This window comes from Microbacterium sp. 70-16 (genome assembly GCF_001898315.1).
In the GTDB taxonomy this organism is placed as follows: domain Bacteria; phylum Actinomycetota; class Actinomycetes; order Actinomycetales; family Microbacteriaceae; genus Microbacterium.
Genome location: NZ_MKTQ01000005.1, coordinates 1 through 20,624 on the forward strand (window position 1 = coordinate 1; position 20,624 = coordinate 20,624).

Annotated in this window: 20 protein-coding genes; 19 read left to right on the forward strand and 1 reads right to left on the reverse strand. The window is 69.7% G+C overall.

Features of this window, described 5'->3' with window-relative positions:
* Positions 1–165 precede the first annotated feature (165 nt).
* The 18 genes from BGO46_RS00290 to BGO46_RS00375 all read left to right on the forward strand — a co-directional run bounded on the left by BGO46_RS00290 (position 166) and on the right by BGO46_RS00375 (position 17,921).
* Positions 166–2,028: a cation-translocating P-type ATPase gene (locus BGO46_RS00290; RefSeq protein WP_244927292.1), complete on the forward strand. Its 1,863-nt coding sequence runs from the start codon at positions 166–168 to the stop codon at positions 2,026–2,028.
* Positions 2,029–2,243: 215 nt separating this feature from the next.
* Positions 2,244–2,696: a hypothetical protein gene (locus tag BGO46_RS00295; protein ID WP_045246905.1), complete on the forward strand. Its 453-nt coding sequence runs from the start codon at positions 2,244–2,246 to the stop codon at positions 2,694–2,696.
* A 91-nt stretch (positions 2,697–2,787) separates the two neighbouring features.
* Positions 2,788–3,456 carry a thioredoxin domain-containing protein gene (locus tag BGO46_RS00300; RefSeq protein WP_045246904.1) on the forward strand — a complete coding sequence of 223 codons (669 nt, stop codon included), beginning with the start codon at positions 2,788–2,790 and terminating at the stop codon, positions 3,454–3,456.
* Entirely contained in the window at positions 3,456–4,475 is a 1,020-nt protein-coding gene (locus BGO46_RS00305; protein WP_045246903.1) for an NAD(P)-binding domain-containing protein, read from the forward strand. The genes BGO46_RS00300 and BGO46_RS00305 overlap by 1 nt, the downstream gene beginning before the upstream one ends.
* Before the next feature lie 13 nt (positions 4,476–4,488).
* Positions 4,489–5,205 (forward strand): copper resistance CopC family protein, encoded by a 717-nt coding sequence (locus BGO46_RS00310; RefSeq protein WP_204947465.1) that lies wholly within the window; start codon positions 4,489–4,491, stop codon positions 5,203–5,205.
* Positions 5,202–5,477: a zf-TFIIB domain-containing protein gene (locus BGO46_RS00315; RefSeq protein ID WP_045246902.1), complete on the forward strand. Its 276-nt coding sequence runs from the start codon at positions 5,202–5,204 to the stop codon at positions 5,475–5,477. Before BGO46_RS00310 ends, BGO46_RS00315 begins: the two co-directional genes overlap by 4 nt.
* 77 nt (positions 5,478–5,554) lie before the next feature.
* The gene (locus tag BGO46_RS00320; RefSeq protein WP_045246901.1) at positions 5,555–6,088 is read left to right on the forward strand and encodes a signal peptidase II; all 534 of its coding nucleotides are present in this window, start codon (positions 5,555–5,557) and stop codon (positions 6,086–6,088) included.
* Complete coding sequence (locus BGO46_RS00325; RefSeq protein ID WP_045246900.1) at positions 6,085–6,420, forward strand: DUF6804 family protein; 336 nt, start codon at positions 6,085–6,087, stop codon at positions 6,418–6,420. The genes BGO46_RS00320 and BGO46_RS00325 overlap by 4 nt, the downstream gene beginning before the upstream one ends.
* Positions 6,417–7,016, forward strand: coding sequence for a TlpA disulfide reductase family protein (locus BGO46_RS00330; protein WP_045246899.1), 600 nt, complete (start codon positions 6,417–6,419; stop codon positions 7,014–7,016). Before BGO46_RS00325 ends, BGO46_RS00330 begins: the two co-directional genes overlap by 4 nt.
* On the forward strand, positions 7,013–7,780 hold the full coding sequence (locus BGO46_RS00335) for a cytochrome c biogenesis CcdA family protein (protein ID WP_045246898.1): 768 nt from the start codon (positions 7,013–7,015) through the stop codon (positions 7,778–7,780). The genes BGO46_RS00330 and BGO46_RS00335 overlap by 4 nt, the downstream gene beginning before the upstream one ends.
* Positions 7,761–9,449: a cytochrome c biogenesis protein ResB gene (locus BGO46_RS00340; protein ID WP_045246897.1), complete on the forward strand. Its 1,689-nt coding sequence runs from the start codon at positions 7,761–7,763 to the stop codon at positions 9,447–9,449. The genes BGO46_RS00335 and BGO46_RS00340 overlap by 20 nt, the downstream gene beginning before the upstream one ends.
* Positions 9,446–10,387 (forward strand): cytochrome c oxidase assembly protein, encoded by a 942-nt coding sequence (locus BGO46_RS00345; RefSeq protein ID WP_045246896.1) that lies wholly within the window; start codon positions 9,446–9,448, stop codon positions 10,385–10,387. The genes BGO46_RS00340 and BGO46_RS00345 overlap by 4 nt, the downstream gene beginning before the upstream one ends.
* A gap of 3 nt (positions 10,388–10,390) precedes the next feature.
* Positions 10,391–12,010, forward strand: a complete 1,620-nt coding sequence (gene lnt / locus BGO46_RS00350; protein WP_048809231.1) for an apolipoprotein N-acyltransferase — start codon at positions 10,391–10,393, stop codon at positions 12,008–12,010.
* A complete protein-coding gene (locus BGO46_RS00355; protein WP_048809230.1) occupies positions 12,007–13,413 on the forward strand; it encodes a M23 family metallopeptidase in 1,407 nt (468 codons plus the stop codon). The genes lnt and BGO46_RS00355 overlap by 4 nt, the downstream gene beginning before the upstream one ends.
* Before the next feature lie 191 nt (positions 13,414–13,604).
* Complete coding sequence (locus BGO46_RS00360) at positions 13,605–14,312, forward strand: M23 family metallopeptidase (protein WP_048809455.1); 708 nt, start codon at positions 13,605–13,607, stop codon at positions 14,310–14,312.
* Positions 14,313–14,389: 77 nt separating this feature from the next.
* A complete protein-coding gene (gene ccsB / locus BGO46_RS00365; protein ID WP_045246027.1) occupies positions 14,390–15,406 on the forward strand; it encodes a c-type cytochrome biogenesis protein CcsB in 1,017 nt (338 codons plus the stop codon).
* A gap of 129 nt (positions 15,407–15,535) precedes the next feature.
* On the forward strand, positions 15,536–17,515 hold the full coding sequence (locus BGO46_RS00370) for a cytochrome c oxidase assembly protein (RefSeq protein ID WP_292679309.1): 1,980 nt from the start codon (positions 15,536–15,538) through the stop codon (positions 17,513–17,515).
* Positions 17,516–17,525: 10 nt separating this feature from the next.
* Positions 17,526–17,921: a DUF4307 domain-containing protein gene (locus BGO46_RS00375; protein WP_045246023.1), complete on the forward strand. Its 396-nt coding sequence runs from the start codon at positions 17,526–17,528 to the stop codon at positions 17,919–17,921.
* Positions 17,922–17,960: 39 nt separating this feature from the next.
* On the opposite strand, the gene BGO46_RS00380 is transcribed toward BGO46_RS00375, so the two are convergent.
* Entirely contained in the window at positions 17,961–19,997 is a 2,037-nt protein-coding gene (locus BGO46_RS00380; protein WP_048809453.1) for a heavy metal translocating P-type ATPase, read from the reverse strand.
* Positions 19,998–20,075: 78 nt separating this feature from the next.
* On the opposite strand from BGO46_RS00380, the gene BGO46_RS00385 reads away from it, so the two are divergent.
* The gene (locus tag BGO46_RS00385; protein ID WP_045246029.1) at positions 20,076–20,408 is read left to right on the forward strand and encodes a metalloregulator ArsR/SmtB family transcription factor; all 333 of its coding nucleotides are present in this window, start codon (positions 20,076–20,078) and stop codon (positions 20,406–20,408) included.
* The last annotated feature ends 216 nt before the right edge of the window (positions 20,409–20,624 follow it).

Here is a 20,624-nt window from a genome sequence, read left to right on the forward strand (position 1 = left end):
TCGACCGGTGACGCCTGCTGCGCCGCGGAACCCTCCTCCAAGACCGCGGCGCCAAGCGCGGTGCACGATGCGGGCGATGCCTGCTGCGGCCCCGACCTCGCCACCACCCCCACCGAGGCGGACGAGGAGCCGGAGGTCCGCCCGCCCTGGTGGCGCGACTTCGCGTTGCTTCCCTCCGCGCTGTCCGGGCTGTTCCTCCTCGCCGGATACACGTTCGAGTGGACTGGTCTGCACATCCCGGCGCTGGTGCTGCAGTGGGCGGCGCTGCTCGCCGGCGCCTACACCTTCGTCCCCGGCGCGATCCGCCGCCTCATCCGCGGTCGCCTCGGGGTCGGGCTGCTGATGACCATCGCCGCGATCGGCGCGGTCCTGCTCGGCCACGTTGGCGAGGCCGCGACCCTGGCGTTCCTGTTCTCCCTGGCCGAGGCGCTTGAAGACCGGGCGATGGACCGCGCCAAGGAAGGCTTGCGCGCCCTTCTGTCCCTCATCCCCGACACTGTCCGCGTCTCCCGCCTAACCAGCGACGTCACGATCCCCGCCGCGGACGTGCGTGAGCTGGACATCCTCGTCATCGGTGCCGGCGATCGCATCGCCACAGACGGCGTGGTCGTGGAGGGTAGGTCGAGCCTGGACACGTCGGCGATCACGGGCGAGTCGATCCCGGTCGAGGTCGGCCCCGGCGATCCGGTCGCCGCCGGTTCGGTCAACGGGGCGGCGACGTTGCGGATCGAGGCAACTGCGGACGGCCGCGACAACTCCCTCACCCAGATCGTCGCCCTCGTGGAGCAGGCCCACGCCCGCAAGGGCAACCGGGCACGCCTCGCCGACCGGATCGCGAAGCCGCTCGTTCCCGTCGTCCTGATCGCCGCTGCCGTGGTCGCCCTGTTCGGGCTGCTGGTCGGCGACCCGTGGACCTGGATCGAACGCGCCCTCGTCGTCCTGGTTGCGGCATCCCCGTGCGCGCTGGCCATCGCGGTGCCCGTGACGGTGATCAGCGCGATCGGAGCGGCGTCAAAGTTCGGCGTCGTCATCAAGTCAGGTGAAGCGTTCGAGCAGCTCGGCACGATCCGCGCCGTCGCCCTCGACAAGACCGGCACCCTCACCCGCAACGAGCCCACCGTCGTCGACGTCCAGCCCGCACCCGGTATCACCCGCGACGACCTGCTCGCCTGGGCCGCCGCCGTGGAGGCCACCAGCACCCACCCCCTCGCCGCGGCCATCATCGCGGCCGCACCCGTCGCCAGCCCCGCAACGGAGGTGGTCGAGGAGGCCGGGCATGGCATCACCGGGACCGTCGACGGCCGGGCGATCCGGGTCGGCAATGTCCGCTGGCTCCATCCCGCCGGCCAGCAGTTGAACGCGGAGGCGATTGCCGCGCAGGGCATGACCGTCGTCGTGGTCGAGGCGGACGGGCAGATCGCCGGCCTGATCGGCGTGCGGGACGAGCTGCGCCCGGAGTCGGCCGAGACGGTCCGGATGCTGCAGTCGCAGGGCATTGAGACCATCATGCTCACCGGCGACAACACCCGCACCGCCCACGCCATCGCCGCCGAGGCGGGCGTAACCGACGTTCGCGCCGAGCAGCTGCCCGCCGACAAGGCCGCCGCGATTGAGGCGCTCGTCACGCAGCAACCGACCGCGATGGTCGGCGACGGCATCAACGACGCCCCGGCACTGGCGACGGCGACGGTCGGGATCGCGATGGGTGTGAAAGGCTCCGCGGCGGCGATCGAGTCCGCCGACGTCGCCTTCATCGGCCACGACCTCCGCCTCATCCCCGGCGCCCTCGCCCACGCCCGCCGCGGCCGACGCATCATGACCGCCAACATCGGTCTGGCTCTGGCGATCATCGTCGCGCTGTTCCCGCTCGCCCTGTTCGGCATCCTCGGGCTCGCCGGCGTCGTGCTGGTGCATGAGATCGCCGAGGTCGTCGTCATCCTCAATGGCGTCCGCGCCGCCCGTCGCCCCGCTGCGCTACGGCAACTCGCCACGGTGCCCGCTCGCCAGCCCGAACCCGCCCACGCCTGACCACCGACCCCTCGCCCCGCGGTGGCAGAACACCGCCCGACTTGGAACCGGCCCTTGTGAAGACCCCCATCAAAGCCACCTTCGCCACCGTTGCCGTCGTCATCGTCCTGGTTGACCGGCTAGCCGCGCCGGACCCGGCCGGCGCTGCCGGCGCTCCCGTGCTCGGGTGAACCGGGCTCCGAATGGGTTTAGGTGCGTACGGTAGGCTGTGGGCGATGGTCTCTTCGGCCCGGACTCCGCGCTCCACGACGCTGAATGAGCAATTGTTGATAATGAGGCTCATTACCAGCGTCGGTTTGGCGCTGCTGCTGATGTTGGGTCTGGCAGCGACGGGTCACACAGAGGCGGACGGTTCGACTCCTGTTCCGCTGGTGATTTCTGGGTTCATGGACCCCCACGTCGAGCCCGTGGCAGACGCCCCAGTCGAGCATGAGGCGGTCGCCGGTGGCGTCGTTTCTGGGCCGAACGCGTTGGTGGGCGCTGCGCTGTGCATGTTGGGCGTGTTGTGCGGGCTGACGTTCATGGTGGTGCTGCGGGGGTTGTGGCGTCGGCGGATGCCTCCGGTTCTCGGTGACGGGCCACGGATGCCTTCGCTGCTTCCGGCGCCGGCTGCCCGTGCTCACCCGATTGTCTTTTCGTTGACGCAGTTGGGTCTTTCCCGAACCTGACATTTGGCACGCCACCCTTTCCGGGTGGCGCTTCGTCCCGGGCTGCGTGCCCGGGTTCTGTCCTGTGCCGTGTCTTGGTTTGGAGTACCCGATGAAAACCCCTGTGAAGGCGACGCTCGTCACCATTGCCGTTGTGGTGGTGATGGTGATCGCCGCGTTGATCTATGTCCTTGTCAATCAGAGCCAGTCCGCTCCACCTTCATCTGGGGGCGGTGACGCATCCCCGCAGGTGGTGCGGGAGAGCTCGCATGTCCTCGACGACGGCGGGGAGGGCGCTGTCACCCTGGTGGAGTTCCTCGACTTCGAGTGCGAGGCGTGTGGCGCGTTCTTCCCGATCGTGGAGGATATGCGGGAGCAGTTCGCTGGGGAGATCACGTATGTGGTCCGCTACTTCCCGCTGCCCGGTCACTTCAATTCGAAGAACGCGGCGGTCGCGGCGGAAGCGGCCGCGCAGCAGGACCGGTTCGAGGACATGTATGTCCGGTTGTTCGAGACGCAGGCGGAGTGGGGTGAGGCGCAGGAGTCTCGCGCCGACCTGTTCCGTGGCTTCGCGGAGGAGATCGGTCTGGACATGGCCGCCTATGACGCCGCCGTGGCGGACCCGGCTACGGCGGAGCGGGTGGAGCTGGATTTCGAGGAGGGCCAGGCGCTCGGGGTGAGCAGCACGCCGACGTTCTTCCTCGACGGTGAGCTGCTCGAGCTGCAGGAGTGGGACGACCTCGAGAACGCCATCCAGGCTGCGGTGAACGGTGGCCGGTGATGCGGGCGGGTTTGACGCATCGGCGGGCGATCATCGTCGGCGCCGGGCAGTCTGGGCTCGCGGTTGCCGCGGCTCTGGCCGCGGAAGGGCTGCGGCCGCAGCACGAGTTTGTGGTGATCGACGCCGCCAGCACGGGGCAGCGTTCCTGGTCCTCACGGTGGCATTCGATGGAGCTTCTCAGCGACGCCCGGCATAGCGCGCTGTCTCCGCGGCGGCTGCTGGGTGACCAGCGCCGGCATCCGCGAGTGGACGAGATGGCGGACTACCTCACCTTCGTGGAAGCCGGGCTGGGCGTGGAGACGGTCTGGGGCATCCAGGCGACCGGGGTGGAGCATCGCGGGAACGGCTCGACTCTGCTGCTGTCGACGACGGCAGGGGAGGTGCAGACCCGCAACGTGATCTGCGCGACGGGCGCGGCCGCGCACCCGCGGATTCCGGAGTGGGCGTCTCTGCTGACGATGCCCGGGGTGGTGCTGCACAGCAGCGAGTACCTGTACCCGAAGCAGATCCCCGTCGGCGACGTGCTCATCGTGGGCGGCGGGAACAGCGGTGTGCAGCTGGCCCGCGAACTGTCCGCGTCGCACACCGTGACGCTGTCCGTGCGAACCCGGCGGCAGCATCGCCCCGCGATGAGCTATCCCGCCGCGGCGGGGGAGAGGGTGCCGCTGTTCTCGCGGGAGCGTCGCCCCGAGCCGATCTTCGGCGACAGCTATGAGCAGCTGCGCCGCGTCGGGGTCACGATCGCAGCTGCGGTGCAGGACGCGGCCGGCGCCGGGGTGACCTTCGCCGATGGCACGCAGGCATCCCCCCGCTCGGTGATCCTCGCCACCGGCTACACCCCTGGCGACGACTGGCTCCCGGAACCGGCCCGCGTCGACCGGCCGCGGCGCACCCTGACCGGCCTGCCCGGGCTGTTCGTGGCGGGGATGCCGCAGTACGGCGGCCGCGGCTCCGACACCCTCGCCGGGGTCTGGAAAGACGCGACGACGATCGCCCAGCACATCATCAACCGGCCCTGAAAGGACCACCGCCTTGACCACCGTCACCGACCACGAACACCCGCACCGATCCGGCTCACGGAGACGCATCCTCCTCCTGTCCACTCTGACGACGCTGCTGCTGGCCGCCGGGCTCCTGTTCGCCACCGCGGCGCCCGCAGCCGCGCACGATGAGATCGTCTCCTCCTCCCCGGAAGCCGGATCCACGGTCAGCGTGGTCCCGGAGGAGATTTCGCTGACGTTCAGCGGCGAGATCCTCACCGATTTCAGCGCCGTGATCATTGAGGTGGTCGCCCCGGACGGGCAGAACATCGCATCGGGGGATCCGGTCATCGACGGGACCACGGTCACCCAGGCGGTGACGCCTGGTCAGGCGGGCGTGTACACGGTGCGGTGGCGGGTCGTGTCCAGCGACGGGCACCCGATCAGCAACGAGTACCAGTACACCGTCGAAGCGGTCACCGTCCCCACCAGCGCCCCTACCCCCGAAGCGACCGAGGAGCAGACACCCGACCCGTCTCCCACATCTGCCGCCAATACGTCCGGAGAGGTTCACAACGGGCCATCCGGAGGTTGGGAACTCCTCCCCGTCCTTGCGGTCCTGAGTGGCGTAATCGTGCTGGGCGGCGCGCTGGTGGTCGTGCTCATGGTGGCCAGAGAGCGTCGTCGCCGCGACCGAGCAGCCGCGGCCGCGGCCGCCGCGGATGGTGGAACCGCCGACGACCAGCAACAGAAGGAGAACCCCTCATGAAATGTCCGGTCGACGGGACCGCCCTGCTGATCACGGAACGCTCCGGGGTCGAGATCGACTACTGCCCGCAGTGCCGGGGCGTCTGGCTGGACCGTGGCGAGCTCGACAAGATCATCGACCGCGCCGCCGACCTTGCCGGCGGCGGCCGGCAAACCAGCACCGCCCCCTATCCGCGCGAGGGCGACCACCGTTCTGACCGCGACAGGGATCATCACGGTCGCTCCGGGCGTCGGCGGAAGGAAGGGTTCCTCGGTGACCTCTTCGACTTCTGACACCAAAAACCTCTTCCTGATAGCCGGTCTGATGACCGGGTTATCAGCGGCCCTCGCGAACGCAGGAGGAGCCGCTGATGGTTCGTGAGCAGACCCGGCGGTTCGCGGTCGCGTGCCTGGCCGCCGCTGTGGTGGTCCTGGTCGACCAGGCGACGAAGGCGGCCGCACTGGGAGGGTTGAGTCAGGAGGAGCGGATCCCGCTGCTGGGGGATCTGCTTGGGCTGCAGCTCGCGTTCAACCCCGGCGCGATCCTCTCCCTCGGAGCCGGGGTCACCGGGCTGCTCACTCTCCTCGGGGTCGGTGCCGTGGTGCTGCTGGTCGTCGCCGCCGCGCGGGCGCGGACCGGATGGTGGGCGATGGGGATCGGCCTGATCCTCGGGGGCGCGATCGGGAACCTGATCGACCGGCTGTTCTCCCCCCCTGGGTTCGGGGTCGGGCACGTCACCGACTTCCTCGCCTACGGGAACCTGTTCATCGGCAACCTCGCCGACGTCGCCCTCGGTGCCGGCGTCATCGTCCTCGGCCTGAGCCTGTGGACCCGACACCGCCGCTCCCGCGTCAGCGCGGACAGCGCGGCGCCTGCGACGGGCTCCGTGGTGAGCGGGTCATGATGGCGAAGCAGCGGACCTCGTCCGTATACCAGCGCAACGCGTTCGCGCCGGGGCTGCTCGCGGCGGCGGTGTTGTTCCTCGCGCCGGTACTGATGGGCGGGGACTGGTTCACCGTTGTGCTGTTCGTCGCCGCGATCTTCGCGGTCATCGTGGGGTGGTTCGCGATCCAGGCGCGGCAGTGGTGGTGGTTGCCTGTGTTCGTCGTGATCGCCGTGATTTGGAACCCGGTGTTCCCGTTCCCGTTCACCGGCCCGGTGTGGACTGCGGCGCAGCCGGTCGCCGCGGTCGTGTTCCTGGTCGCCGGCGCCCTGATCAAGGTCAAGCGCGCATGATCCGCCGCCGCGTCCTTGCCGCCATGACGCTGGTCGCGGCGCTGCTGCTGGCCGGGTGCACGTCCAGCGACTCGCTCGCGCAGCAGTACCGGGACGGAAGCGAGAAGGGCTACATCGCCGGTGACTTCCAGATCGTCGAGATCCCGGATGCCGACCGCGGGGAGCCGGTGGTGTTCGAGGGCGTCACCGAGACCGGGGAGACGGTGTCCAGTGACGACTACCGCGGCGGGGTGCTGGTGGTGAACTTCTGGTACGCCGCGTGCGGGCCGTGCATCGTCGAAGCCCCGATGCTCGAGGAGGTCTGGCAGGAGTATCAGGACCAGGGCGTCGCGTTCCTCGGGGTGAACACCTACGACCAGCCAGCCACCGCACTGTCGTTCGCCCGTGACAACAACGTCACCTACCCGAGCGTGATCGACGTGAACGACGGACGGGTCAAGCTCGCGTTCGCGCAGGTCACTCCGATCCAGGCCACCCCCACCACCTTGGTCATCGACCAGGAGGGGCGGGTCGCGGCGCGGATCATCGGGCAGTTGGCCAGCGCGTCGATCCTGTCCACCCTGGTCGCCGACACCCTCGCCGAGGACACCTCATGAATCCGGGAGCGGTGATCGTCGACGGCGCCCTGTGGGTCGCGATCCCGGTCGCGATCCTCGCCGGGCTGGTGTCGTTCGTGTCCCCGTGCGTGCTGCCGCTGGTGCCTGGCTACCTCGGCTACCTCGGCAGCACCACCACGACGACCGCGGCCCCCACGCTGGACGGGGGGCGCACGGTGACGGCGGAGCGCGCGCGGCTGCTGCTGGGCGTGACATTGTTCATCGCCGGGTTCACCGTGGTGTTCGTCGCCGTCACGATCCTCGGCGGCACCTTCGGGTACCTGCTGCTGCAATACGCCAATGTGCTCACTCGCGTCTTCGGGGTCGTCATCATCGCCCTCGGCCTGGTGTTCCTCGGCTTCTTCGGCATTGCCCAGCGCACCCTCCGCCCTCGCGCCCAGGGTAGGACCGGGCTGATCGGGGCGCCGCTTCTCGGGTTCGCGCTCGGCGTCGGCTGGACCCCCTGTATCGGCCCGACGCTCGCAGCGATCATCTCTATGTCGTGGAACCTCGGTGACCCCGCCCGCGCGGGCCTGCTCGGGCTCGCGTACTCGCTGGGCCTGGGCATCCCGTTCCTGATCCTCGCGGCCGGATGGGGGTGGGCGTCCCGATCGGTGACGTTCCTGCGCCGCCACATCCGCGCCCTGAACATCATCGGCGGGGCCATGCTCATCGCCCTCGGCCTGCTGATGGTGACCGGGCTGTGGACGGCACTGATGTCGCAGCTGCAACAGGTGGTGATCAATGTCCCCCTCCCGCTCTGACACCGGCATCGACGTCACCGCCGACCCGCTACGCCCCGGCGACCACGCCGACAGCGAATCCGCGACGGAGATCACCCAGCCGGCGCTGGGCATCACCGGGTGGTTGCGGTGGGCATGGCGGCAGCTGACCAGCATGCGCACCGCATTGGTCCTGCTGCTGTTCCTCGCGATCGCCGCCGTCCCCGGGTCCCTGTTCCCGCAGCGCAGCGCCGACCCCAACGGTGTCATCCAGTGGGAGCGGGACAACCCTGACGTGTTCCCCCTCGCCGATGCGGTCGGCCTGTTCGACGTGTACCTGTCGCCGTGGTTCTCCGCGATCTATCTGCTGCTGTTCACCTCCCTGATCGGCTGCGTGATCCCGCGCGCCAAGCACCACTACAAGGCGCTCCGCTCCCGCCCCCCTCGCACCCCGGCCCGGCTGTCGCGGCTCTCGGAGTACCGGGAACTGACCTTGCCGAGAGAGGAAGGGAGGACCGACCCGGCCGCGCACGCGATCGACGTCGCGGCAGAGCAGCTGCGCAAGGCCGGATACCGGGTGGAGCGATACGACGCCCGCGGAGCCGCGTCGGTGTCGGCCGAGCGCGGCTACCTGCGCGAGACCGGCAACCTGATCTTCCACGTCGCCCTCGTCGGCGTGCTGGTCTCGGTCGCGATCGGCGGGTCGTTCGCGTATACCGGGCAGCGGGTGGTGGTGGAGGGCACCACGTTCGTGAACGCGCTCAGCGACTACTCCTCGTTCAACCCCGGCCGTTTCGTCGACGGCACGGGCCTTGCCCCCTACTCGCTCACCCTCGACGACTTCCAGGTCTCCTACCGGCTGCCCGGCACCCCCGGCGCAGGCCAGGCCGGAGACTTCTCCGCCGACATCACCATCCGCCAACCCGGGCAGGACGATCGGGCGCAGAGCGTGATCGTGAACTACCCGATCACCGTCGACGGCGATCGCATCTACCTGCTCGGCAACGGCTACGCCCCCACCCTCACGATCCGCGACGCCGCCGGCGAGGTGGTGTACAGCGAGTCGCAGCCGTTCCTGCCGCAGGACTCCAACATGACCTCGCTGGGCATCATCAAGATCCCGGACGGGCTGCCCGAACAGGTCGGGCTGGTCGGGTTCTTCTACCCCACCCAGGGGGTGTTGCCCTCCGGCGCGTTCACCTCCGTCTACCCGGACGTGGTCAATCCGGTGCTGACTCTCAACGTGTTCAGCGGGGATCTCGGCATCGACGACGGCACTCCGAGGTCGGTGTACACGCTCGAGGTCGACGGGCTCACCCAGCACACCGGCGGCGACACCGCCGCCGACTCCCTTGAGCTCACCCCCGGCGCCACCGTCGACCTGCCGAACGGGTGGGGCACGATCACCTGGGAGGAGGTCACGGCGGAGGAGCCGGTGAAGCGGTTCGCGTCGCTGCAGATCCAACGCGACCCCAGCAGCGGCTGGGTGCTCGCGTTCTCCGTGCTCGCCACCCTCGGCCTGTTCGCCGGCCTGTTCGTGCCCCGCCGCCGGCTCTGGGTGAAAGCCCGCACCACCCCGGATGGTGTGCACGTCGAGTACGCGGGACTGGCCCGCGGCGAAGACCCCGCTTTGGCGCGCGCCGTCGACGAGTTCGCGACCCGCCACGCGCACGCCCTCGGCGTAGACCAGCCTGCGAAGGACACACCGTGACGACCGTGTGGATCCCGGACGCCCCGCCGACCCTCGGCGGGTTCCTCACCCCGGCCCCGCTTCCGGCTCCGGTGCTACCGCTCCTCGCGGGACTCCTCGCGGTCGCCTACCTGGCCGGTGCGATCCGGATGTGGGTCCGCGGCCGCGGCTGGCCGGTGTGGCGGACGGTCAGCTTCCTGCTCGGCTGCGTCGCCCTCGCCGCGGTCACCGGCCTGGCGGTGGAGAACTTCGGGTACGCCCTGTTCTCGGTGTTCATGTTCCAGCAGCTCACCCTGATGATGGCGATCCCGCCGCTGCTGGTCCTCGGCTCTCCCGGCACCCTGCTGCTGCGCGCCACCCCGCACCACGGCCCAGGTCTCCTGGTGCTCCGCGCCGCGCACGCCGGGCTACGCAGTCGCACCGCACGGTGGCTGCTCAGCCCGTGGCTGGCGGTGCCGCTATACCTGGCCGCGTTTTACGGTCTGTACCTGGCGAACTTCGCCGATCCGATCCTGTCCACCGTCACCGGCCATACCCTCCTCGAGGTCGGGTTCCTGGTCGCCGGGATGCTGTTCACCATCCCGATCCTGTCGTCGGACCCGCTGCCGGTGCGGATGAGCCACGGCGGCCGCGCCCTGGACGTGTTCGCCGAGGCCGCCCTGCACGCCTTCTTCGGCGTCTTCCTGATGATGGCCACCACTACCCTCATCGACGGGTTCGCCGGCCCGACGAGCGCGCTGGGCATCGACCCGATCGAAGACCAGCGCCTCGCCGGCGGGCTGGCCTGGTCCTACGGCGAGGCCCCCACCTTGCTGATGCTCATCTACGTCATGCACCGCTGGTTCCGCGACGACACCGCCCAAGCGGTCGCCGCCGACCGTCGCGCCGACGCACACGGCGACCCTGAGCTCGACGCGTACAACGACTACCTCACCCGACTCCACCAGAAAGACACCTGACCGATGCGCACGCCTTTGCCGACACCCGCCCCGGCCGCCGCGCCGGAGCAGGAGACGCCGCGCCGCACCGTGGCGGCATGGTCGCTGCCGGTGTGGGCGGCGGTGCTGGCATCCGCGGCCGCCGGCCTGCTGCTGGATCTCGCCTCCGCACCGGTGGGGTGGTGGCCGTTGACGTTCGTGAGTGTCACGGTCGCCCTGGTGGCCCTGATCGGCCGCAGCATCGGCGGGGCGCTGCTGGTCGGCACTGTGTTCGGCGCCGTGTTCTACACGACCCATCTGGTGTGGGTGGGGGAGTTCCTCGGCCCGGTGCCGTGGCTTGCCCTCGCCGGGCTGGAAGCGGTCCTGTTCGGCGCGGGCGCGGTGCCGATCGCGCTCGCCTACCGGTGGACCGCCCGCTATCCGGCCCGCGGCCTCGTGCAGCTGCTCGCGGTACCGCCGCTGATCGGGGTTCTGTGGACGGCCCGTGAGGTGGTGATGGGTGCGTGGCCGTACTCCGGGTTCCCGTGGGCGCGCCTCGGGATGACCCAGGTGGGCGGCCCGCTCGCGGAGGCCGTGTCGTGGACGAGCGTGACCGGCCTGTCCCTGCTGATCGTCATTCTGTGCGCCTCTGTGGTGCAGTGGATCCGCGCCGGCGGCATCCGCTTCATGCTCGGGTTGCACCCTGCTGTGAGCGTCGCCGCTCTCCTGGTGATAGCGCCGCAGTTCCCCACCGCGCCGGCCGGGGAGTTCCGCGTGGGATGGGTGCAGGGCAACGGCCCCACCGGGTACTTCGACGACAAGGTGCCCGGCGACGTCCTGGCCGCGCAGACCGCCGCCACGGTGCCGCTGTACGGGCAGCCGATGGATCTGCTGGCCTGGCCGGAGGGCGGCGTCGACGCCGACCCGCTCAGTGATCCCGCCGCCGCCGAGGCGTTGGACCGGGTCGTGCGCTCGGCCGGGGCGCCGTTGCTGATGAACGCCGCCACCACCCGCGGCGACGATGTCTTCAACACGTCCCTGCTGTGGACCGCGGATCCCACGGGCCGGCAGTGGCACGACAAGGTCAACCCGGTCCCGTTCGGCGAGTACGTGCCGGACCGGTGGTTCTACGAGCTGATCGTCCCCGACCTGGTGGGCTTGATCCAACGCGAATACACCCCCGGCAGCAGCCCGCCGCTCGTGCAGGTCGGCGACGTCGGGGTGGGGTTGGCGATCTGCTTCGACGTGATCTACGACGCCGTGATCTGGGACGGTGCCCGCGCCGGCGCAGAGGTGTTCGTGTTCCAGACCAACAACGCCGACTTCCGCGGCACCGACGAGAACCTGCAGCAGCTCGCGTTCGCCCGGATGCGCGCCATCGAAACCGGCCGCGCGGTCGTCAACGTCTCCACGGTGGGCACCAGCCAGGTCATCACCCCGGACGGCACCACCGTCGACAGCATCGGCGTCGACACCGTTGACGCGTCGATCACCACCGTCCCGCTGCGCACCGGACTCACCCCGGCGGTGATCCTCGGTCCCTGGCTCACCGCTCTCATCGTCCTCGCTGCCGCCGGCGCTCTCACCGCGGCGGGGTTCTCCCACCGTGCCCGCACGCGTGCGGCCGCCGCAGATCGTTCGACTGATCCGGGGAGGCACCCATGAACACGCCACGGATGAGGCCTGCCGGAGGTCGACTGGCCTGGTCGCTGCGAACGCTGGCGACGGGCAGCGATCTCACCCTTCCTGGTGACCTGACGGCGGAGGAGTGTGGGTGCGCGCCCACGCCCGCGGAGAGCCGCGCATTCCGGGCCGGGGTGAGCCGGCGCACTCTGCTGACGGCGGGAACATTGAGCGCGGCAGCCGTCCTGGTCGCCGGCCCGCTGTTGCCGGCAGCGTTCGCGGCGACCTATCCGTCCTGGGAGGACGTGCAGGCCGCGAAAGCGAACGAGGCCACCAAAGCTGCCGAGGTGCAGCGGATCCAGGGCCTCATCCAAAGCCTGACCGGCGAGGTGGCGCGCACCCGCACCGCCGCCGAGCAGGCCGCCGGCGCGTTCTACACCGCCCAGCAGGAGTACTTCGACGCATCCATCCGCGCCGACACGTTGCAGTCCCAAGCCGACCTGGAAGCGCAGAACGCGACCGACGCGGCGAACAAGGCCGGCCGCATCGCCGCGCAGCTGTACCGCGACGGGGGCGACACCACCTCCCTCGAGCTGTTCCTCTCCGGGTCGGCCGCGACCGCGGACGATCTCCTGTCCCGGCTGGGCGTGATGGACAAGCTGCTGGAACGCAACCAGGCCGTCTACGCTGCGGCGCTCACCGCCCGCGATGCCGCGCAGAGCCTGACCGATCAGGCGGTGGTGGCCCGGGATGAGCGCGACCGGCTGCAGCAGGTCGCCGAGCAGAAGATGCTCGAGTCGCAGCAGGCCGCCGATGCTGCGCAGGCCGCGCTGGACGCGCAGACCCTCCACCTCGGCGAGCTGCAGGCCCAGCTCGCCGCCCTCGAGGACACCACCGCGAAGACCATCGCCGACTATCAGGCCGGGGTGGAGGCTGCCCGCATCGCCGAGGAGCAGCGGCGAGCGGCGGAGCGCGCCGAAGCGGAACGGCTCGCCGCCTCGGGAGGTGCTGGTGGGGGTGTGGTCAGCTCCGGGTGGGCACGGCCGACCTCCGGGCACCGCACCTCGGGGTTCGGGCCGCGCAGCTCCCAGTGTGGCAACGGGTACTGCTCGACCAGCTACCACTACGGCGTCGACCTCAGCGGCGGATGCGGCGCGGGGATCTACGCCGCCGCGGCCGGCACCGTCGTCTACGCCGGGTACAACGGCGGCTACGGCAACTACATCAAGATCGACCACGGCGGCGGGATCGGCACCGGATACGCCCACATCCGCCCCGGCGGCTTCTACGTCGGATACGGCCAACGCGTGAACGCCGGCGACCTGATCGGCAGCGAAGGCAACACCGGCAACGCGTTCGGCTGCAACCTGCACTTCGAGGCCTACGTGAACGGCTCCCCGGTCAACCCCATCCCCTTCCTCGCCGACCGCGGCGTGTCCATCTGATCCGAAACGAACCAGGACATCATGACTGACCAGACCACCCCACCCGGCGGCGGCGACCAGCCCCAGACGCCCCCACGCGCCGCAGCCTCCGCCGCGCCGCAACCCCGCCAGTCACCAGCATCACCACCCGCCCCCCACGGCGCCCGCCCGCAGAAACGTCCGCCCGTGGTCGGGTAATCGCGCTGCGCCCAGTGCGCTCCCTGGCGGTCCTGACGGTGGTCACCGGCCTGATCGCCACCTTCGCCCTCCCCGCGTATGCCGCCTGGCAGCCGGCGGACCTCGAGATCCCGACACTGCAGCAAGTCGCGTCCGAGGACGCGCAATCCTTGATCGTCGCCTCCGACGCGACTGGGACGCAGCTCACACGGGAGAGCTACTCGGCCACCACCCAGGCGGAGATCGACCAGAAGAAGGCGGCAGAAGCAGCCGCAGAACGTGCCCGCGCCTCCGCACAAGTCGCCTCGGTGCCCTTCGACTACAGCATCGTGCCCCAAGGCAGTGGAGCCGTGCGGTGGCCGGTGGGCGGTCCGTTCACCGTGACCGACCGCTTCGGTGCTCGAGGCGGCGCGCATATGGGCACCGACATGGTCGCTGCCGGCGGAACCCCCGTCTACGCGTCCGTCGACGGCGTCGTGCGGATCTCGCAGGACAGCTACGGCGGATACGGGGTGACCGTGGTGGTGGAGTCCGTGCTGAACGGGCAACAGGTGAGCACGGTGTACCCGCACATGCAGACCGGAAGCCGGCAGGTCGCCGCCGGGCAGACCGTCACGGCCGGGCAGCTGGTCGGACTCGTCGGCAGCACGGGACGCTCCACCGCGAACCATCTGCACTTCGAGGTCTACCTCGACGGAACCGCCGTGGACTCGCTGGCCTGGCTGGAAGCGAACGCGGGCTGACCGATGTGCACGGATCTACCGCGCCACCCCGCTCGCGGGCACCCCCTGACCGCAACGACGAAGAGGACGACCCTGCCATGACCGGAACCGACGCGCTCTCCCTCGACGGCATCTCACTGCTGCTGGTGTGGACGGCGATCGCCACCTACCTGCTCGCGTTCATCGCGTACACCATCGACCTGGCCGGGCGCTCCGTCCCCGCCAGCGTCCCGCAGCGGGAGCCGGTCCTGGCCGGCGCTACCGCACGGGCGGGCCAGCAGACGGACAACGCCCAGAGTGGGTCGGTGGACAGTGTTCGCACGCCGCCCGCGCAGCGTCAACGGCTGCTGTGGGCGCGGATCGGGACGTCGCTGACGGTCCTCGCGTTCCTGTTCCACCTGGCCGGCACCATCCTGCGCGGCATCGCCGCGGAGCGGGTGCCGTGGGCGAACATGTACGAGTTCGCGCTGACCGGCACGGTCTTGATCGTGGCCGTCTACCTGCTGGTGCTGCGCCGCTACGACCTCCGCTTCCTCGGTGCGTTCCTGATCGGCATGGTGGTGCTGCTGCTGGGTGGCGCGACGGTCTCGTTCTACGTCGAGGTCGTTCCGCTGATGGATCCGCTCAAGAGCGTGTGGCTGGTCATCCACGTCTTCGTCGCGTCCCTGGCCACCGCCCTGTTCGCGATCGCCTGCGGCATCTCCATCACCCAGCTCCTGCAGGCCCGCCGGGAGCGCCGCACCCGAGCATCCTCGGACACTGCCCGCGCCGACGGTCTTGGGTTTCTGCGCACTCTGCCCGCCGCCGACGTGCTCGAGTCCCTCGCGTACCGGTTCGCGATCGTGGGGTTCGTGTTCTGGACGTTCACCCTGATCGCCGGCGCGATCTGGGCCAACGACTCCTGGGGTCGCTACTGGGGCTTCGATGTCAAGGAGGTGTGGACGTTCGTGATCTGGGTGCTCTACGCCGGCTACATCCACGCCCGCGCGACCCGCGGCTGGCGCGGCACCCGCTCCGCCTGGCTGTCCATCATCGGGTTCGTCGCGGTGCTGTTCAACTTCACGATCGTGAACATGTTCTTCCAGGGCCTCCACTCCTACTCCGGGCTCACATGACCCCGCACCCCTGCCCCGCCCTCTTGCCCGAGCCGAAAGCACGCACATGACCCCGATACTCTCGATTCCCGCCACCACGGGTGCGGATGCCACTGAACGCGGACAGCGGTCACTCCGACCGCGACAGGATTGACTCCTCGCGTCTTGCGGGTCGCAGGGCCTGCGATCCTCGGCGGGGTCGCACTCATCGCCTTGGTCGGGGCGTTGTGGTTCGGTGGGGGTGCTGCGCAGATCCCACTCGGCGACGCCGGCCCTGTTGTGCGCTGGGGGCTTCCGGTCACGAAACTGGTCGTGAATCTCGCCGCCGCGGGCATGGTCGGTGTGCTCGTGACCGCCTTGTTCACGCTGCGGGCCGGTGAGCGCGAGTTCGACGTCGCCCTCGATACCGCGTCGATCTCTGCAGCCCTGTTCACCGTGGCCGCGGGCGCGACCGGGTTCCTCACGCTTCTCAGCGTGTTCAACCCGGCCATCGACGCAGGCCCCCAGTTCGGTGCCCAGCTCGGCCGGTTCCTCGTCGAGCTCGAGGTCGGCAGGACATGGCTGATCACGACGGTCGCCGGCGCCGCCCTCACCGTCCTGACATTCGCCGTGCGGTCCTGGGTCGGGACGCTTCTGGTCGCCCTGGTGGCGGTGGCCTCGCTCGTGCCGATGGGCACGCAGGGGCACTCCGGCGATGACGCCTTCCACCACGAGGCGATGATGGCGCTCATCCTGCACATCATCGGCGCCGCGGTGTGGCTCGGCGGGCTCCTGCTGCTCATCGCCGTCCGTCCAGCCCTCGACCGTCGCCGCATCCCCGATCTCGTCGCCCGCTACTCGAGCATCGCTCTGGCCGCGTTCGTGCTCGTCGCCGTGTCCGGCACGGTGCGCGCCGCCATCGGCCTGCAGGAGTGGTCCGATCTGCTCTCGCCCTATGGCGCGATCTTGGGCATCAAGGTCGTCGCGCTCGTCGGCCTCGGCCTCTTCGGGGCGTGGTACCGCACCCGCCTGATCGGCAGGATGCGCAGCTCCGACGCGGCATCCCGCCCTTTCTGGATGCTCATCGCGTTCGAGCTGGCACTGATGGGTGTGGCCAGCGGCGCCGCCGCAGCGCTGGCCCGCACTCCGCCACCGAACCCGGCCCCGCTTCCCGAGATCCCCTCGCCGGCAGAACGCCTCACCGGTGCCCCGCTGCCCCCGGAGCTCACGATCGAACGGTGGGTCACCGCGTGGAACGTGGACATGTTGTGGGCGGTGCTCGCCGGGTTCGCGATCTTCTTCTATCTCGCCGGGGTGTGGCGGCTGCGCCGGCGCGGCGACGCGTGGCCTGTGTATCGCACGATCATGTGGGTCGCCGGCATGGTGCTGCTGGTCTGGGTCACCGGCGGCGTCGTCAACGTCTACCAGGACTACCTGTTCAGCATGCACATGGTGGGGCACATGCTGCTCACGATGGCGATCCCGGTGCTGCTGGTCGCCGGCGCCCCGGTGACCCTCGCCGCCCGGGCGATCCGCAAACGCGACGACGGCACCCGCGGCGGGCGGGAGTGGATCCTGTGGGCGGTGCATTCGCCCGTCGCCCGCATCCTGACGAACCCGTTCGTCGCGGCCGCCCTGTTCATCGGCTCACTGTGGGTGTTCTATTACACCGACCTGTACCGCTGGTCGCTGTACGACCACCTCGGCCACCAGTGGATGATCGCGCACTTCCTCATCACCGGCTACCTGTTCGCGCTCTCCCTGATCGGCATCGACCCGGTGCCGTGGCGGCTTCCCTACGCCGGCAGGCTGCTGCTGCTCATCGGTGTGATGGCGATGCACGCGTTCTTCGGCATCGCCATCATGATGCAGTCGGGGCTGATGGTCGCCGACTGGTTCGGGTCGATGGGTCGCACCTGGGGTGTCACACCGCTCGAGGATCAGTACACCGGCGGCGGTATCGCGTGGTCGATCGGTGAGATCCCCACCCTGATCCTCGCGATCACGGTCGCGATTCAGTGGAGTCGCAGCGACGACCGCGAGACCAAGCGGCGAGACCGGCACGCCGACCGCACCGGCGAAGCCGAGCTCGAGGCCTACAACGCACGCCTCACCGAGCTCGCCGACCGCGATGCTCGCAGCCGCAGATAGGGCGCACTACGTGACGACGAAAGAGGAGCTCGCCGACCGCTACGGTCGGGGACCGCGGCCCATCCGCCGCCGCGTGTTCTGGGTCACCGTCGCGACGGCGGCAATCCTGTCTGTCGCCGGGCTTTCGTGGCTGACTGTCTCGAACTCGCTCGACGACGTCGGATTCGACGAGACCGGATACGAGCTGGTCGATGCGCGCACCGTGACCGTATCCTTCCAAGCCACGCCACCCGCTGGGACGTCGTTCGCATGCGCGGTGCAGGCATTGGATGAGGACTTCGGCATCGTCGGTTGGCGGGTCATCGAGTACCCCGCGTCCGAGGAGATCACACGAGCACTCGTGGAGACCATCCCGACCGTCGCGCAGGCAACGACCGGCACCGTGCAATCCTGCTGGGCCACATAGCCGCGCAAGGGAGGCCGTCGCCTGCGCCGGCTGAGTCTCTCAAGCGGTGGGCCTGTCTTCGTGGTCGATGCCGTGGTGCTCTTTGCCGCGCTCGAAGTTGAGCAGGCGGAGTGCGTTGCCGACGACGATCAGGGTGGAGCCTTCGTGGATGAGTACGACCGCGCCGATGTTCAGGCCGAGGAAGGTGGCGAGGATGAGGAACGCGACGATCGCGAGGCTGGCGATGAGGTTCTGCCGGATGATGCGGCTGGTGGCGCGGCTGAGCCGCACGGCGAACGGGACGCGGCCGAGGTCGTCGCTCATCAGCGCGATGTCGCAGGTTTCCAACGCGACGGTGGAGCCGGCGGCGCCCATCGCGATGCCGACGTCGGCGCGGGCCATCGCGGGGGCGTCGTTGACGCCGTCGCCGACCATCGCGATCGGTCGGTGGGTTTCGGCGAGGCGGGTGATCTGAGCGACTTTGTCCTCGGGGAGCAGTTCGCCGATCGCGGTGTCGACGCCGACTTCCCGGCCGACCGCGTCGGCGACGCGCTGGTTGTCGCCGGAGATCATCACGAGCTGCCCCACGTTCGCGCCCCGGAGCGCGCTGAGCACCTGGGCGGACTCCGCGCGGGACGCATCCATCACGCCGACGATGCCGAGGAACCGGTCGCCACGGCGGATGATCATCAGCGTCTGCCCGGAGTCCCGCGCCTGCGTGTACGCGTCGGCGAGCGTGCCGGTCAGCGCGAGTTGCTGCTCGTCGAACATGCGCAGGTTGCCGACGTCGACCCGCTCGCCGTCGATCGTCGCCGTGACGCCACGCCCGACGACCGCGTTCAGGTCTGTCGCGGTGAGGCGCTCGGCCTGGGGGACGCGGGGCTCGAGGTCGCGGACGATCGCCTCGGCCAGCGGGTGATCGCTGAGCGCTTCGACAGCGACCAGAGTGCGGATCAGCTCGGACTCGGGCACGTCGGCGGCGGGGGTGACGGACGTCACCCGGGGGGCACCCCAGGTCAGGGTGCCGGTCTTGTCGAACGCCATCGCCTTGACCCGCCCGAGCGTCTCGAGCGGGGCGCCGCCCTTGACGAGCACCCCGGCACGCGCAGCACGGGCGACCCCTGCCAGCACCGCGGCCGGGGTTGCGATCGCGAGCGCGCAGGGGCTGGCGGCGACGAGCACGGTCATGGCGAGGTAGAACGCGTCGGGGAACGGTTGCGCGAACGCGAGCCAGGAGATCAGGAGGGTGACGGCGACCCCGAGGATCACGGCGGGCACGTACCAACGCTGGAACCGGTCGATGAACTGCTGTGTGGGGGAGGCGGCCTGGTCGGCGGAGCGGACGAGCTCGACGACCTTGCTGAGCGTCGAGTCCGCGGAGGTCGCGGTGACCTCGACCTCGAGCACGCCGGACCCGTTCACGGTGCCGGCGAACACACGGTTGGCGGCGGGCAGGGTGTCGACGGTGCGCATCGCCCGCTCCGGGTCGGCCACCGGCTCCTTCTCCACCGGAATCGACTCCCCGGTGACCGCGGACTGATCCACCGCGGACACCCCGGAGATCACGAACCCGTCTGAGGGAATGCGGGAGTTCGGGCGGATGACGACGATGTCCCCGACGACGATCTCCTCCACCGGCACCTCCACCGGCTCGTCCCCGCCGCGGCGCACCAGGGCGCTGCGGGGAGCGAGCTCGGCCAGGGACTCGATGGACTTGCTGGCACGGCTGAGGGCGTATTCCTCGAGCGCGTGGCCGAGGCTGAACAGGAACAGCAGCACCGCCCCTTCCGCCCACCGGCCGATGAGGGCGGCGCCGATCGCGGCCACCAGCATGAGGAAGTCGACCTCGAACTTCCCTCGCATCGTCGAGGCGATCGCGGTGCGGAACGTGAAGAACCCACCGAAGAAGTAGGTGGCGAGGAAGAACACCAACGGCCACCCGACCATCGGCAGCCCCAACGCGAACTCGGCGATCATCCCGCCGGCGTAGGTCACGCCCGCGGCGATCGCGAACCACAGCTCCCACCGGGCCGAACCGTGGGAATGGTCGTGCGTCTCCGCAGCGGGCGCGGTAGTCGTCGGGGAAGAAGCAGTCATGCGACCAGGATACATCACAAGATCATGATATATTGTAGTTGTGAATGATTATCGTGATCGGAGGGCACAATGGTGAGCATGGCCGGTACTGAGACGCGTCGGGAAGCAGGCACCCTGTCCGTAGCGGATGCTGAGCGTCTCGCCGAGATCATGCAGGCACTGGCGTCACCTGTGCGGCTGCGCATTCTGAGCGCGCTGAGTGTTCAGCCGAGCACCGTGACCGACCTCAGCGAACAGCTGCACATCGGACAGACGACCACATCGAACCATTTGCGGCTGCTGCGGCATCTGAGCCTGGTCCTTGGCACGCGCGACGGCCGGCACATCCACTACTCGCTCTTCGACGACCACGTCTCCGAACTGCTCGAGGAGGCCATCGGGCACCTCGAGCATCTGCCCGGCGGAGGATGACGCCTGCCGGAGCTCCCCGATTGACGAGAGTATTCCCGTTCACGTCGGGGGGCGCTGCTGCGGCCGGGGAGAGCGCGTCGCTGCCGGTTCGGACACGCTGCATGGTGTGTAGCCGATCGCCGCGACGGCCATGAGCTCTTGTAAGAATCCGCCACTACTCGCGGAATCCTGAACCCGAAACCCCAGCCAACTACCGTGGAATCGCGGCATTCCTCG

What these genes read in the sequence shown, in the direction of transcription:
- BGO46_RS00295 (WP_045246905.1), top strand. Translation starts at nt 2,244, where the DNA reads ATGGTCTCTTCGGCCCGGACTCCGCGCTCCACGACGCTGAATGAGCAA.
- BGO46_RS00300 (WP_045246904.1), top strand. Translation starts at nt 2,788, where the DNA reads ATGAAAACCCCTGTGAAGGCGACGCTCGTCACCATTGCCGTTGTGGTG.
- BGO46_RS00305 (WP_045246903.1), top strand. Translation starts at nt 3,456, where the DNA reads ATGCGGGCGGGTTTGACGCATCGGCGGGCGATCATCGTCGGCGCCGGG.
- BGO46_RS00315 (WP_045246902.1), top strand. Translation starts at nt 5,202, where the DNA reads ATGAAATGTCCGGTCGACGGGACCGCCCTGCTGATCACGGAACGCTCC.
- BGO46_RS00320 (WP_045246901.1), top strand. Translation starts at nt 5,555, where the DNA reads ATGGTTCGTGAGCAGACCCGGCGGTTCGCGGTCGCGTGCCTGGCCGCC.
- BGO46_RS00325 (WP_045246900.1), top strand. Translation starts at nt 6,085, where the DNA reads ATGATGGCGAAGCAGCGGACCTCGTCCGTATACCAGCGCAACGCGTTC.
- BGO46_RS00330 (WP_045246899.1), top strand. Translation starts at nt 6,417, where the DNA reads ATGATCCGCCGCCGCGTCCTTGCCGCCATGACGCTGGTCGCGGCGCTG.
- BGO46_RS00335 (WP_045246898.1), top strand. Translation starts at nt 7,013, where the DNA reads ATGAATCCGGGAGCGGTGATCGTCGACGGCGCCCTGTGGGTCGCGATC.
- BGO46_RS00340 (WP_045246897.1), top strand. Translation starts at nt 7,761, where the DNA reads ATGTCCCCCTCCCGCTCTGACACCGGCATCGACGTCACCGCCGACCCG.
- lnt (WP_048809231.1), top strand. Translation starts at nt 10,391, where the DNA reads ATGCGCACGCCTTTGCCGACACCCGCCCCGGCCGCCGCGCCGGAGCAG.
- BGO46_RS00355 (WP_048809230.1), top strand. Translation starts at nt 12,007, where the DNA reads ATGAACACGCCACGGATGAGGCCTGCCGGAGGTCGACTGGCCTGGTCG.
- ccsB (WP_045246027.1), top strand. Translation starts at nt 14,390, where the DNA reads ATGACCGGAACCGACGCGCTCTCCCTCGACGGCATCTCACTGCTGCTG.
- BGO46_RS00380 (WP_048809453.1), bottom strand. Translation starts at nt 19,997, where the DNA reads ATGACTGCTTCTTCCCCGACGACTACCGCGCCCGCTGCGGAGACGCAC.
- BGO46_RS00385 (WP_045246029.1), top strand. Translation starts at nt 20,076, where the DNA reads ATGGCCGGTACTGAGACGCGTCGGGAAGCAGGCACCCTGTCCGTAGCG.